The sequence below is a fragment of the Pseudomonas sp. PDM32 genome (genome assembly GCF_019219225.1).
Classification (GTDB): domain Bacteria; phylum Pseudomonadota; class Gammaproteobacteria; order Pseudomonadales; family Pseudomonadaceae; genus Aquipseudomonas; species Aquipseudomonas laurylsulfatiphila.
Genome location: NZ_JAHUWE010000003.1, coordinates 123,817 through 137,024, shown reverse-complemented (window position 1 = coordinate 137,024; position 13,208 = coordinate 123,817). Strand labels below are relative to the sequence as shown.

The window sequence follows — 13,208 nt, the reverse complement described above, 5'->3', positions numbered from 1 at the left end:
AACGTCAAAAGATCGCAGCCTTCGGCAGCTCCTACGGGATTGGCGTACGCCCTTTAATCACGGGTGTACGCGGTCAATGTAGGAGCTGGCGCAGCCTGCGATGGTCGTTAACGATGACGCGGGTGAGCGGGATGAACGCGGCGCACTTGGGCCCATCGCCAGCGAGCTGGCTCCAACAGTTACCCGGGAATGCGTGAGCCCCCAAAAAAAGGGCGTCCATCAGGACGCCCAAACGTTCTTCTGCGACGGTAGAGCCGCAGTCAGAGGATCATTTCGGTCTGTAGGTTTCTGTCATTTGTGCGGTTTGATCGTCAGGCACCCGTAGTCCGATGCTCGGGATCGGATGGCCGAGGGCTGCTTGCTGGGCCAGTCGCAGACTTTCGAAGTAATAGCGCATGCGTTCGGCTCCACCTTCGGCGAATGCGCTGGTCGAACCCAACGCCATCAGGCCGGCGAGGATCACGGCGGTGCGTTTCATGGTATGCCTCCCACTAAAGTTGTCGGATGCCTTTCGTCCATGAATCAATGAAGCAGTGTCGAAATGGCATTATCCGCCGATTCGCTTAAATGGGAATGGATTTCACCGCTGGCCTTGCCATGAAAAAGGGGCCGGAACCGGCCCCTGAAAGGATTACTGCTGAACGACCGCGGGTGACGTTTTCGGCTTCATCAGGCTGAAGTCGATCAGCGCGCGCTGCTCGCGCTCATAGGGGTTGCCGATCATCAATGGCCGGGGCTTGAAACTGTCGCTGACCACACTCTTGCTGCGATCGAGTTCGTCGAAGCTCAGGCCTGCCAGATCGGCCCAGGTGTGGATCAGGTGCGAGCTGCTGTAAGGACGCGACAGATCGCCGGCGAGGTTCCAGTCATGGCTTGCCCGCCATTTCGGCGAAGCCCAGGCCATGAACGGAATGGTGTACATCGGAGCCGTCGGCTTGTTCTCGTTGCGCCCCAGGGTACTGTGACCCGCGGAATCGAACACGTCTTCGCCATGGTCGGAGAGGTACAGCAGGAAGCCGTTCGGATCAGTTCTGGCGTAGTCCTTGATCAGGCTGGACACCACGAAGTCGTTGTACAGCACGGCATTGTCATAGCTGTTGTACGTCGGCACCTGATCGTCACGTACGCCGGCCGGAACGCCGTTGCGGTCCTGGAACTTGTCGAAGGCCTGTGGGTAGCGGTACTGGTAGCTCATGTGCGTGCCGAGCAGATGCACGACGATGAGTTTGCGCGGCGCCGCGTCGGCCAGGGCCTTGTTGAACGGCTCGATCACGTCGCCGTCGTACTGCGCGGCGTTCTGGTTGCGGTTGTTGTTCAGGTACACCTGTTCGTCGGCCTGTTCGGAGAAGGTCGTGAGCATGGTGTTGCGCTTGGTCATGGTCTGTTGGTTGGTGATCCAGAAGGTTTTGTAACCGGCCTGTTTCATCATGCTGACCAGCGATGGCGTCGACAGGTACAGGTCCGGGTTTTCTTCATCGGCGAAGGTCAGGACCTGTTGCAGCGCTTCAATGGTGTAGGGGCGCGGGGTGATGACGTTGTCGAAAACGTCCAGCTGATCCTTGAGCTTGTCCAGTTCCGGCGTGGTTTGCCGTGGGTAACCGTACAGGCTCATGCGCTGACGGTTGGTGGACTCGCCGATCACCAGCACCAGGGTCGCAGGCGTGTTGACCATGGCATCCTTGAGGTTGTGCAGCGGTGGAATCCTGCTGGCGCTGTTGAGCATGTCCTGCATGCCGGCCAGGGTTTCCAGGTAACGGTGATAGGCCACGGCCATCTGCCATGGCACCGCCGGCTCGATGCGGGTTTCGAACTTGTCGAAGCCTTCGGCGAAACTGCCGGTGCGTAAGGTTTGCTTGATCAGCGGATAACCGACCACCGCCACGACAATGGCCAGCGCTGCCGCGATGGCCTTGCCACGGGGCAGGTACACCGGGCGCAGGCGAGTCCACAGGAAATAGGCAAATGCGGTGTGGGCCAGGAACGCCGGGATCATCCACCAGGCAAAGTACTGGGTCATGTACTCACCGGCTTCAGCCACGTTCGACTCGAACATGATGAAGATGACGCTCTGGGAAAATTCCTGCTGGTAAATGAAGAAGTAGCCCAGGCTCGCCATGGAGCACGCCCACAGCACAACGCCGATGACGGCGGCCATGACACGGGTCTGTTTGGGGAACAGCAGCATCGGTGCCAGCCAGATCGCGCTCATGACGAAGGCCTGGCGGAATCCGGTAAACCCGGAGGTGCCCGTCAGTTGGATCAGTAGTTGGGTGATGCCGGAAAAGTACCAGAAGAATACAAACAGCCAGACGAATCCGGCCCAATCAAAACCTGCCGCAGTCGTTTTGCTGCGTTCGAACAAAGACATTCAGCGCTCCAGCCGAGAATTCACTACCACCGCCGGGACTTGGAGATCGCGGACGACGAACGAGGGCCGCACGGAACCGGGCGGCCTGGAACTTGTAATTATCGTGAGACAATTGTGAAAATTTCGTGAGTTGCCGGAGGCGGCAGGGCATGAGCCGGTGCGGAAGCAGTGCAGACTGCTCCCGCTAGAGAAGGGGGAATCAGGCGAGTGGGGCGCGTTGCACCGCAGCCAGGGGCTGCGTCTGACCCGTTTGCAGCAGCAGTCGCAACTGCGCCAGCTCCTGTTTCAATTGATCGCGTTCGTCCTTCAACTGACGCAATTCATCGCGACGGATAGTGACGTAAAGGGTTTGTGCTGGCAGTGCGGTATGTACTGTGCCCATTGCTCACCTCGCAAATGGCGTGTCTCAACTGTAGAGCCGCGTCGAAATCAACGGCTGATCTACTATCGGCGCCAATTTTGATTTCTTTTGCTCCCGAAGGGAACTTTTTTATTTTTCATTGTCGTTGTGTCTTCGGCTTGATTCCCGACGTTATCCATCAGGATCGGGCACAATGCCCGGAAACTTCACGCCAACGCTCTGGACTAACCTCATGAGTCGCGTTGGGCTATAACCTTTGACACACATTTTATTTGTAGTAGGGAGCATCAGCACATGCAACTCGGGATTATTGGACTGGGCCGCATGGGCGGCAATATTGCGCGGCGCCTGATGCTCAACGGGCACACCACCGTTGTTTACGACCGCAATACCGCCTTTGTCGAAGCCTTGTCCGCTGAGGGCTCCACCGGCGTCGCCGATCTGCCGGCCCTGGTCGCTGGCCTGGCCAAACCGCGTGCGGTGTGGGTCATGCTGCCGGCAGGCGCACCGACCGAAGAGACCATCGACACCCTGAGCACCTTGCTCGAAGCCGGCGACACCATCATCGACGGCGGCAACACCTTCTATAAGGACGATATCCGCCGGGCCAAAACCCTGTCGGAAAAAGGCCTGCATTACATCGACGTCGGTACATCCGGCGGCGTCTGGGGCCTGGAACGTGGCTACTGCATGATGATCGGCGGCGATGCCGCGACCGTTAAGCGTCTCGACCCGCTGTTTGCAACCCTGGCCCCGGGCATGGGTGACATCCCGCGTACCAAGGACCGCAAGTCCGACGACGACCGTGCCGAGCGTGGCTACATTCACGCAGGTCCCGCCGGCGCCGGGCATTTCGTGAAGATGATCCACAATGGCATCGAATACGGAATGATGCAGGCTTTCGCCGAAGGCTTCGACATCCTGCAAACCAAAAACAGCGAGAGCCTGCCAGCCGACCAGCGTTTCGACCTGAACGTCGCCGACATCGCCGAAGTCTGGCGTCGTGGCAGCGTGGTGTCCTCGTGGTTGCTCGATCTGACGGCCGACGCCCTGGCCAGTGATCCGAAGCTCGACGGTTTCTCCGGGTCGGTGGCCGACAGCGGTGAAGGCCGCTGGACCATTGAGGCGGCGATGGAGCAAGCGGTGCCGGTGCCGGTGCTGTCGAACTCGCTGTTTTCCCGCTACCGCTCGCGCGGCCAGGGTACCTTTGGCGACAAGGTTCTCTCGGCCCAGCGCTTCGGCTTCGGCGGTCATGTGGAGACCTCGAAAAAATGACCCACGTGATCCGCAGGAAATCCAAGACTGAGCCCGCACCCGCGACGACGCTGTTTCTGTTTGGCGCCCATGGTGACCTGGTCAAGCGTCTGTTGGTGCCGGCGCTGTATAACCTCAAGCGCAACGGGCTGCTCGGGGATGGACTGCGGATCATCGGCGTTGACCACAACGCCATCAGCGATGAAGGTTTTGCGCAAAAGCTCGAAGACTTCATTCGAAACGAGATGGCTGGCAAGGGTGATCACACCCTTGATCCAGTGGTCTGGTCCAAACTTGCCAAAGGCATCAGCTACGTCCAGGGCGATTTCCTGGACGACAGCACTTATCAAGCGCTGGCGGCGAAAATCGCCGACAGTGGAACCGGCAATGCGGTGTTCTACCTGGCCACCGCGCCGCGTTTCTTCAGTGAGGTGGCGCGCCGACTCGGTGCCGCCGGCTTGCTGGAAGAAACCCCCGAGGCCTTCAGAAGGGTGGTGATCGAAAAGCCCTTCGGCTCCGACCTGCAAACGGCCGAGGCCTTGAATGCCTGCCTGCTCAAGGTGATGACGGAAAAGCAGATCTACCGGATCGATCACTATCTGGGCAAGGAGACCGTACAGAACATTCTGGTCAGCCGGTTCTCCAACAGCCTGTTCGAAGCGTTCTGGAACAATCACTACATCGATCACGTGCAGATCACCGCCGCTGAAACCGTCGGCGTGGAAACCCGTGGCAGTTTTTATGAGCACACGGGCGCGCTACGCGACATGGTGCCCAATCACCTGTTCCAGTTGCTGGCGATGGTGGCGATGGAACCTCCCGCCGCGTTTGGCGCCGATGCGGTGCGCGGCGAGAAAGCCAAGGTCGTCGGCGCGATCAGGCCCTGGACGGTCGAGGAGGCCCGCGCCAACTCGGTACGCGGTCAATACGCCGCGGGTGAAATCGACGGCAAGGCGCTGCCGGGCTATCGCCAGGAAGAGAAGGTCGCACCCGACAGCAATACCGAAACCTATGTGGCCCTCAAGGTCATGATCGATAACTGGCGCTGGGTCGGGGTGCCGTTCTACCTGCGCACCGGCAAGCGAATGAGCGTGCGTGACACCGAGATCGTCATCTGTTTCAAGCCGGCGCCCTATGCGCAGTTTCGCGATACCGAGGTCGATGAGCTGCAGCCGACTTATTTGCGCATTCAGATCCAGCCGAACGAAGGCATGTGGTTCGACCTGTTGGCCAAACGTCCCGGTCAGGCCCTGAAAATGGACAACATCGAGCTAGGGTTTGCCTACAAGGACTTTTTCGAGATGCAGCCGTCCACGGGCTACGAAACCCTGATCTACGATTGCCTGACCGGCGATCAGACGTTGTTCCAGCGCGCCGACAACATCGAAAACGGCTGGCGCGCCGTGCAGCCGTTCCTCGATGCCTGGCAGCAGGACGCCAGCGTGCAGAGCTATGCCGCCGGGGAAAACGGCCCGAAGGCCGGCGAAGAATTGCTCACCCGTGACGGTCGCGTCTGGCACCGCCTCGGATAATGTGGGAGCGAGCTTGCTCGCGATAGCGGTCTGTCAGGCACTTGGATGTGAATGTGCCGCCGCCATCGCGAGCAAGCTCGCTCCCACAGGGTTGGGGGGTTACAGCCAGTAACTCACCGCATACCAGCCCAATATCCCCATCACCACGGTGTACGGCAACGCCATCCAGACCATCCGCCCGTAAGACAGGCGCACCAGCGGTGCGATCGCCGAGGTCAGCAAGAACAGGAACGCCGCCTGGCCGTTGGGCGTCGCCACGCTCGGCAGGTTGGTGCCGGTGTTGATTGCAATGGCCAGCGTCTCGAAATGTTCGCGGGTCATCTCACCCGCCATGAAGGCGCGCTTCACTTCGGTGATGTAAATGGTCGCGACGAATACGTTGTCACTGATGGCTGACAGCAGGCCGTTGGCAATGAACAGCATGCCCGGTTGTTGGTCCGCCGGCAGCGCGAGTACCCAATGGATCAGCGGCGAGAACAATTGCTGGTCGTGAATCACCGCGACCACGGCGAAAAACACCACCAGCAAGGCGGTAAACGGCATGGCGTCCTTGAACGCGGTGCCAAGGCGGTGTTCGTCGGTGATGCCGGTAAACGCGGTGATCAAGACGATCACCATCAAGCCGATCAAGCCCACTTCGGCGATGTGAAACGCCAGCCCGGCAATCAGAATCAATGCGGCAACGCCTTGTACCAGCAGTGCGGCCCGTTGGCGGGCGGTGCGCTCGGCTTTGTCTTCGGCGGCGTAGTTGGCCAGCACCGCACGGACGTTATCCGGCAGCAGAGTGCCGTATCCGAACCAGCGCAGCTTTTCCAGCAGGACGCATGTCACCAGGCCTGCAACCAGTACCGGCAGGGATACCGGCGCAACCTTGGTGAAGAATTCGGAGAAATGCCAACCCATTTCATGGCCGATCAGCAGGTTCTGCGGCTCGCCGACCAGCGTACACACACCGCCCAGTGCGGTGCCTACGGCACCGTGCATCAGCAGGCTGCGCAGAAAGGCGCGGAACTGTTCGAGATCGCCTTGATGCAGGGTCGGCAGGTGTTTGTCGTCGCTGTACTCGCTGTCCTGGCGCGGGTCGTTACCCGAGGCGACGCGGTGATACACCGAGTAAAAGCCTACGGCGGCACTGATGATCACGGCGGTCACGGTCAAGGCATCGAGGAACGCCGACAGAAAGGCCGACAGGAAGCAGAACATCAGGGCCAGCGTAGCCTTGGAACGAACCCCCAACAGCAGGCGCGAGAACAGGTACAGCAGCAAGTCCTTCATGAAGTAGATACCGGCCACCATGAACATCAACAGCAGGATCACCGGGAAGTTGTGCAACAACTCGTCATACAGCGCCTGGGGCGTGGTCATCTTCAGCAGCAGGGCTTCGACCAACAACAGGCCGCCGGGCATCAGCGGATAACACTTGAGCGCCATGGCCAGGGTGAAGATGAACTCCAGCACCAGCAGCCAACCGGCCGCCACCGGACCTGCGGTCCACATTACCAGGGCATTGAGAATCAGAAAGCCGACGATGCAGGCCTTGTACCAACGGGGCGAATGCCCGAGAAAGTTGTGCGCGAACGCTTGGGCCATTGAACCGGACATCGGCTGCTCCTTGTTTTAAGAAGCGCGCAACTTGCCGCAAGCGGGTGAGAAGATCAAGCGCAGGAAAATGCACGTGCTTACCCCTGATAGCGAGCGATGACCGCCTTGTAGTTTCCATGCAGTGAATAGCCGCCGACGACGATGTTTCCATCGGCCTGCGCCGCGACACAGGTGGCGGTATCCAGGCTCGGGCCGAGGCGGGTACGCGTATAGCCGCGGCCATTGCCAAAGCGTTGATCGGGACGGCCGTTGGGCAGGTATCGACCGACCAGGAAGTCTGCTTCGATGCCGCCGATGGTTGCGCCCGCCGTGAGCACACCGCCATCGGGCTGTAGCTGCGCGGTATTCCACTGGCAGCCGTTGTGGCCAATGACCAGGCGTTGCGGCTGGCCGCCGTTGCAGTGATTGTCGGGGCGGCCGTTGCTGTGCATCTTGAACGTCAGGCAGTGCATCGGCTCGCGACTGCAACCAAAACACAAGACGTCTCCATTGATTTGCTGGACCACCTGACTGACCTGGGCGCCATGCCCCTGCGCCTTGAACGTCAGAAATCCGTCCACGGCGAAGCTGTCGTCGAGGCGGCCGTCGGCGTGGTAGCGCGCCAGCAAGCCTTCTTCAGGGAAGTTGATCGATCCACCCACCAGAACCCGGCCGTCATTCTGTACTGTCAGGCTGCTGAGCCAGGTATTCATCAGCAGGTGCCGGACCACCACAAAGCCACGGCCATTGAACGAGCAGTCCAGCGAGCCTTCGACATCCAACCGTATCAACAGGCCGACGTGATCGGCCAGTTCGAAGTGATGGTTGGCCAGTATGAGGATCCGGCCGTCTCGCTGTACGCCCACATCACAGGCTTCAGCGCCCGGCACACCGGGAGGCAGCCAGATATCGCGCACACCGAGGGACAGACCGCCAGGCAATCGCACGACGCGGCGGCCATTGTCGCCAAAGCTTCGAACCAGGCGACCCTCTTGGTCGAACAATGCCAGGCCCGGGAGCGTGCGGTGTGCGTTATCGTATTGCAGGCCGGCCAACAGGATATTGCCATCGGGCATGAGCAGAACCTTGGCGCCCATGGCTTCGAACCCGGGCTCGAATTGCCCGATGACGCTGCCTTGCCTGCCGAAGGCAAGGTCTGCCGAACCATCCTCCAGCAAGCGGGCCAAGCCAAAGCGGCTGCCATCGGCCATGGTGACCTTTGCCGCCACCAGCATACGGCCCCGGGCATCGATTGCGACGTCGTTGGCCATGCCGGAGAGGCTGTCGGCGAAATACACCTGGGTTTTGCCGTTGCCTGCAAACGTCGTATCGAGAGTGCCGGCAGTGTTCCGGACGGTGGAGCAGGCAATGGCGGACTGGATTGACATGAACCGCATCTCCTTGCGAGTCGTCCTGATCCAGAAGTTTGGGTGGCGACTTTATAAGAAGAATATTCAATCCCTGAATGGGGAGATGCACAACGGTATGAACTAACAGACGGAGAGTCGTTGTGTGCCACAACAGTGTCTTTTCGAACCATTGGCAAGCCTGCAAAGTATCAGGCGCACAAAAGTTCAAACTAACAGTGCAATGAGTGCGTATGGGCGAGAACGATCAGCCCAACTAAAAGAAGGGGAAGGGCGCGGATTACCCCGGGGTAATCCGCAAAACGATTAGTGCGGCATCGACCACGACTGCAGTGTGTAACCTTCCTCGCTCAATTCGGCGCGGGCCTGTTCCAGCAGCAGTTCGAGTTGTGCGGGATCGGAATAAGCGCTGCTTGGGATCTGCTTGCGGCCGATGCTGGTACTGGTGCGGTCGATAACGGTCAGGCTGAGTTCGCCATTACCGTCTTGTGGAGCCCAGGCCACGCATTTGAATGGTTTAAATGCACGGTCGGCAATCAAAAGTGCTTCGTTGATACGGAGCGGGGCGTTCATAGGGTCTTCTCTCTGTGTGCCCAATCAAGTGATGTGCCGTCGGTTGGGCTTACCGTTCGGCTGGTTACTTGTACTGATGCCCGCAACCGGGGTCCGGGTCACACACAATCAAAAGAAATTTCGACTTTATTTCATTGGCTCAAGAATGAACCCGGCATTGAAAGCTGAATGAAAGGAAAGAGTCGTTAGGTAACTATCAAAGTCGCTTCTTATAACTGGATGTATCGCAATCCTATAGTCAAACGGTACAAGGAGCTGTCAAGTTCTTGCTAATGTTACAGTCAGGTCCGCCAAATGATTGTTTTTAATAAATTTTCTAATTTTTGGCGCCAAGGAACAGTCATGAGCGATGTGCCAGCTTCACGACGTCTATTAGTGGTGGACCCCTGTGACGATTGCTATCGTCTGCTCCCTGGATTGCGCGCTATCGGTTGGGATGTTGACAGCTGCACGCTGGAGCACGCCGCTGACCGAACCTGTGACGTGGGCTTGATACGCCTGCAGCCGTATCACCTTGAGCACCCGGAGCCCGTCAAGGAATTGATCGGCCGCAGTGGGGCAGAGTGGATAGCCGTACTCAATCAGGAAGTGCTGCGACTGAAAAATGTCGGCGACTTTGTCTGTGAGTGGTTCTTTGACTTTCATACCTTGCCGTTCGATGTGTCCAGGGTGCAGGTTACGCTGGGTCGGGCATTCGGCATGGTGCGGTTGCGCGGGCAGGGTACGGTGCATGTCGACCAGCCCGAGCACGAATTGCTCGGCGACAGCAAACCTGTGCGTGAACTGCGAAAACTCTTGAGCAAACTGGCTCCGACCGAATCTCCGGTATTGATTCGCGGTGAAAGCGGCACTGGCAAGGAATTGGTCGCACGAACACTGCATCGTCTGTCCCAGCGTCACAGCAAACCCTTCATCGCAATCAATTGTGGTGCGATTCCCGAACACTTGATCCAGTCCGAGTTGTTCGGCCATGAGAAAGGCGCATTTACCGGTGCACATCAACGCAAGGTCGGACGAATAGAAGCCGCAAACGGTGGCACCCTGTTTCTCGACGAGATCGGTGACCTGCCACTGGAGTTACAGGCCAATCTGCTGCGGTTCCTCCAGGAAAAACACATCGAGCGGGTGGGCGGCAGTCAGCCGATTCCGGTCGATGTGCGGGTGCTGGCGGCGACGAATGTCGACCTTGAAGCGGCTATTGCGAAGAAACGCTTTCGCGAAGACTTGTATTACCGCCTGAACGTACTGCAAGTGGTGACCGTTCCGCTGCGCGAGCGCTATGGCGACTTGTCGATGCTGGCCAATCACTTCTCCCATTTCTACAGCCGTGAAACCGGACGTCGCCCCCGCAGTTTCAGCGAAGATGCCTTGATTGCCATGGGCAAACACGACTGGCCTGGCAATGTTCGTGAGCTGGCCAATCGCGTTCGTCGTGGATTGGTATTGGCCGAAGGCCGGCAGATCGAGGCCCGCGACCTGGGGTTGATCAGTCAACACGCGATTGCCGCGCCGATGGGCACCCTCGAAGAATACAAGACCCGGGCCGAACGGCAGGCGTTGTGCGATGTATTGAACCGCCACAGCGATAACCTGAGTGTCGCCGCCAAAGTATTGGGCGTGTCGCGTCCGACGTTCTACCGGTTGTTGCACAAGCATCAGATTCGTTGAATTCCCGCTTCAAACAAAAAGACCGCTGCAATAAAAATTGCGGACGCGGCGCGCTTGAGTCCATCGCCAGCGAGCTGGCTCCTACAGTTTCAGCGTGGGCATGGCCTGTGTGGGAGCTGGCCTGCCAGCGATGGTCGTTAACGATAACGCGGGTGATCTGGATGATCGCGGCGCACCGGAGTCCATCGCCAGCAGGCTGGCTCCTACAGGTTCAGCGTGGGCATGGTCCTCTGTGGGAGCTGGCTTGCCAGCGATGGTCGTTAACGATAACGCGGGTGGACTGGATTAGCGTGGCGCACTGGAGTCCATCGCCAGCAGGCTTGCGTGAAGAGCCGGGTCAGAAGTAGTAAGGGAATTTCAGGCTGAACTGGAAGTCCGGGGCGTCGTCCGTCATGCCAATGGACAGGTTGGGTACGATGGTCAAGTTGTCGGTGGCTGCAATGGTCATGCCGATGTTGAAGTAACCGGCGTTGGCATCGCTGGACACCACCGATTGCCAATCCCCGCCATCTTCCTTGAGCTGGCTTTTGCGTTGCACCAGGTCAGAGACCGAGAACGACATGCTCATCTTTTCGTTCAAGGCGAACGCAATGCCGGCGCCAATCTGGAAACTGTCGCCAATGCGAACTTTGCCCGGCGTCTTGAGCACCGGGTTGGAGCTGATGTCGTCGAAAGACTCTTCCAGGTTGTGCGTGTACGAAAGGCTGCCGAACAGCACTGCCGGATCGAACGTCTTGACCAGAGAGATCCCCGGCGTGATCGACCAGACGCCGTTGCCGGTAGGCAAGGATTCAGGCACGGCCAGGTTGGAGTTGGCGTCCACCCGGACCAGCTTGATGCCGAACGGGTCTTTGCCGGTCGGTGCCTTGACGCGCAAGGTCAGCACGGCATCCGGCGTGTTGGCCGACTCGTCGAGGAATTTGTAGGCGATACCGAAGTTGACGTCGCCAATGGCCGGGTCTTCCTTGACGGTGTCTTCAGTCGTGACGTTGGCGGCGCCGTTATTGCCACCACCGGACTGGTACGTGGACTGACGGTAAACCACCGGCACGTTCAGGTCGAACTGCCAGCGATTGTTGAAGTTGTAGCGGCCGGTGAGGTCCAGCGTCCAGGTGTCGGCCTTGATCCGGTCCAGGTTGATGGCACCGAGAAAGATCGAGTCCAGGGCGAGAAAACCGTTGAGGACCAGTTGGCGGGTATCGTACCGGGAGTAGGTTATCCCGGTTTCGACGCTGAACTTGCCACCGCCGAAGAACCCGCTGGCCTCGTCATAAAGGTTTGAAACGCTTTGCGCCGGTTGTGAGTCATCGGCCAGCGATTGTCCATACGAGCTGCCGCTGCCCCCGGCGGCACCCCCTGAAGCCGCCGCGGCACCGGTGCCGGTGGCGACGTTTGGATTGCCCTTCAGGTCCGCTGGCGACTTGGCCAGGCGTTTGGGAGGGGGGGGAGCGGGCTGCTCTTCGACCTGGCGGACCCGTTGTTCGAGAACCGCCAGGGCTTTTTGCTGGACTTCGTATCGTTGTTTCAACTCCAGAAGCTCTCGTTTGAGAGCCTCCAGTTCCGGGTCTGGTGCTGCCTGCACCAACGCCGCCGGCAGTAGAGTGCACAAGCATATAACTGTACGCATTGATACCGATCGGTACATGAAAAAACCGTCCATTTGTGCCCAATGGTCGTGGTTCAGCGTAGTTCAATACCCCAAGGTCCGTAATGCAGTGAGTTGGTTCAGGTTGTAGCCCAATGCACCAGCACTCGGGCTTTTATTGTCGAGCACGACGTTGAGTCGCGTCATGTTGTTGACCACATTGCTGTTGCCCAGCAACCGGGTGTCTTGCAGTAACCCGCCCTGGGCGACTTGTTGCAGGCTTGAGCCTTGGTTGTTGTTGGCGGTAATGGCCACCTGAACGCCGCCGCCGGTCGCGGACACGGCGACACTGCCCGCAGCATTGCTGCCGGTGATGGTTTGACCGGCTATCAGCGCCTGGCCACGGCTCGGCACCGGCGCAGGGGCCGTGCTGGCCTCTTTGACGTTGATGGCGATCTTGTTGTTTGCACTGTTGCCATCGCCAGCGGCTCGTGTGACCTGGGTGACGCCCTGGGAGGTGCTCAGTCCCGCACCACCCGTTACGTTACCGGTGCCCGGGGCGGTGCCCGAAACGGTGCCTGAGCCGTGGCTCGAACCGGTACCTGAGTTGGGCGAACTGCCTTTACCACTGTGATTGAAGGTTGAAACATAGAACTCGGGCTTGACCGTTTCGGCCTGAAGACGCATCGAGGTGGTCGCCCCGATCAGATCACCACTGGCGTTGCGCCAGGTACTGCTCATGACAACGCCGAAGCTGATGATCCGCCCCGGCATCACATACCGGCCACGCAACTCGGCCAGTTCCTGGTCCTTGATTTCGATGGGTCTGAACTCATCAGCAAAACCTGAAGTGGTCGCTGCCAGACAGGCAGTGACCACCCAATACGAGGTTTTCATTTGCTGCTCCCGGAGCATCCTG

At 59.1% G+C, this 13,208-nt stretch carries 11 protein-coding genes; 3 read left to right on the top strand and 8 right to left on the bottom strand.

The window, feature by feature from the left end:
- Positions 1 to 268: 268 nt before the first annotated feature.
- The 3 genes from KW846_RS07055 to KW846_RS07045 all read right to left on the bottom strand — a co-directional run bounded on the left by KW846_RS07055 (position 269) and on the right by KW846_RS07045 (position 2,750).
- Complete coding sequence (locus KW846_RS07055; protein WP_007970116.1) at positions 269 to 478, bottom strand: hypothetical protein; 210 nt, start codon at positions 476 to 478, stop codon at positions 269 to 271.
- A 153-nt stretch (positions 479 to 631) separates the two neighbouring features.
- Entirely contained in the window at positions 632 to 2,368 is a 1,737-nt protein-coding gene (locus KW846_RS07050; RefSeq protein ID WP_218481756.1) for a phosphoethanolamine transferase CptA, read from the bottom strand.
- A 199-nt stretch (positions 2,369 to 2,567) separates the two neighbouring features.
- Positions 2,568 to 2,750: a DUF6026 family protein gene (locus KW846_RS07045; RefSeq protein ID WP_007970071.1), complete on the bottom strand. Its 183-nt coding sequence runs from the start codon at positions 2,748 to 2,750 to the stop codon at positions 2,568 to 2,570.
- A gap of 249 nt (positions 2,751 to 2,999) precedes the next feature.
- On the opposite strand from KW846_RS07045, the gene gnd reads away from it, so the two are divergent.
- Both gnd and zwf read left to right on the top strand, forming a co-directional pair.
- Entirely contained in the window at positions 3,000 to 4,004 is a 1,005-nt protein-coding gene (gene gnd / locus KW846_RS07040; protein ID WP_371321732.1) for a phosphogluconate dehydrogenase (NAD(+)-dependent, decarboxylating), read from the top strand.
- Positions 4,001 to 5,515: a glucose-6-phosphate dehydrogenase gene (zwf, locus tag KW846_RS07035; protein ID WP_218481754.1), complete on the top strand. Its 1,515-nt coding sequence runs from the start codon at positions 4,001 to 4,003 to the stop codon at positions 5,513 to 5,515. The genes gnd and zwf overlap by 4 nt, the downstream gene beginning before the upstream one ends.
- 99 nt (positions 5,516 to 5,614) lie before the next feature.
- On the opposite strand, the gene nhaB is transcribed toward zwf, so the two are convergent.
- The 3 genes from nhaB to KW846_RS07020 all read right to left on the bottom strand — a co-directional run bounded on the left by nhaB (position 5,615) and on the right by KW846_RS07020 (position 9,036).
- Positions 5,615 to 7,117 (bottom strand): sodium/proton antiporter NhaB, encoded by a 1,503-nt coding sequence (nhaB, locus tag KW846_RS07030; RefSeq protein WP_218481753.1) that lies wholly within the window; start codon positions 7,115 to 7,117, stop codon positions 5,615 to 5,617.
- A 77-nt stretch (positions 7,118 to 7,194) separates the two neighbouring features.
- Positions 7,195 to 8,484, bottom strand: a complete 1,290-nt coding sequence (locus KW846_RS07025; protein WP_218481752.1) for a hypothetical protein — start codon at positions 8,482 to 8,484, stop codon at positions 7,195 to 7,197.
- A gap of 285 nt (positions 8,485 to 8,769) precedes the next feature.
- Positions 8,770 to 9,036 carry a hypothetical protein gene (locus KW846_RS07020; RefSeq protein WP_007970062.1) on the bottom strand — a complete coding sequence of 89 codons (267 nt, stop codon included), beginning with the start codon at positions 9,034 to 9,036 and terminating at the stop codon, positions 8,770 to 8,772.
- A 342-nt stretch (positions 9,037 to 9,378) separates the two neighbouring features.
- On the opposite strand from KW846_RS07020, the gene KW846_RS07015 reads away from it, so the two are divergent.
- Complete coding sequence (locus tag KW846_RS07015; RefSeq protein WP_218481751.1) at positions 9,379 to 10,704, top strand: sigma-54 dependent transcriptional regulator; 1,326 nt, start codon at positions 9,379 to 9,381, stop codon at positions 10,702 to 10,704.
- Between the two features lie 337 nt (positions 10,705 to 11,041).
- Here the strand turns inward: KW846_RS07015 and KW846_RS07010 are convergent, their stop codons facing one another.
- Together KW846_RS07010 and KW846_RS07005 are read right to left on the bottom strand one after the other, a co-directional pair.
- Positions 11,042 to 12,349 (bottom strand): transporter, encoded by a 1,308-nt coding sequence (locus KW846_RS07010; protein WP_218481750.1) that lies wholly within the window; start codon positions 12,347 to 12,349, stop codon positions 11,042 to 11,044.
- A gap of 45 nt (positions 12,350 to 12,394) precedes the next feature.
- A complete protein-coding gene (locus KW846_RS07005; RefSeq protein WP_218481749.1) occupies positions 12,395 to 13,204 on the bottom strand; it encodes a hypothetical protein in 810 nt (269 codons plus the stop codon).
- Between the last annotated feature and the right edge of the window lie 4 nt (positions 13,205 to 13,208).

Excerpts from the sequence above, each read along its gene's own strand:
- KW846_RS07055 (WP_007970116.1), bottom strand. The coding sequence starts at position 478 with ATGAAACGCACCGCCGTGATCCTCGCCGGCCTGATGGCGTTGGGTTCG.
- KW846_RS07050 (WP_218481756.1), bottom strand. The coding sequence starts at position 2,368 with ATGTCTTTGTTCGAACGCAGCAAAACGACTGCGGCAGGTTTTGATTGG.
- KW846_RS07045 (WP_007970071.1), bottom strand. The coding sequence starts at position 2,750 with ATGGGCACAGTACATACCGCACTGCCAGCACAAACCCTTTACGTCACT.
- zwf (WP_218481754.1), top strand. The coding sequence starts at position 4,001 with ATGACCCACGTGATCCGCAGGAAATCCAAGACTGAGCCCGCACCCGCG.
- nhaB (WP_218481753.1), bottom strand. The coding sequence starts at position 7,117 with ATGTCCGGTTCAATGGCCCAAGCGTTCGCGCACAACTTTCTCGGGCAT.
- KW846_RS07025 (WP_218481752.1), bottom strand. The coding sequence starts at position 8,484 with ATGTCAATCCAGTCCGCCATTGCCTGCTCCACCGTCCGGAACACTGCC.
- KW846_RS07020 (WP_007970062.1), bottom strand. The coding sequence starts at position 9,036 with ATGAACGCCCCGCTCCGTATCAACGAAGCACTTTTGATTGCCGACCGT.
- KW846_RS07015 (WP_218481751.1), top strand. The coding sequence starts at position 9,379 with ATGAGCGATGTGCCAGCTTCACGACGTCTATTAGTGGTGGACCCCTGT.
- KW846_RS07010 (WP_218481750.1), bottom strand. The coding sequence starts at position 12,349 with ATGTACCGATCGGTATCAATGCGTACAGTTATATGCTTGTGCACTCTA.
- KW846_RS07005 (WP_218481749.1), bottom strand. The coding sequence starts at position 13,204 with ATGCTCCGGGAGCAGCAAATGAAAACCTCGTATTGGGTGGTCACTGCC.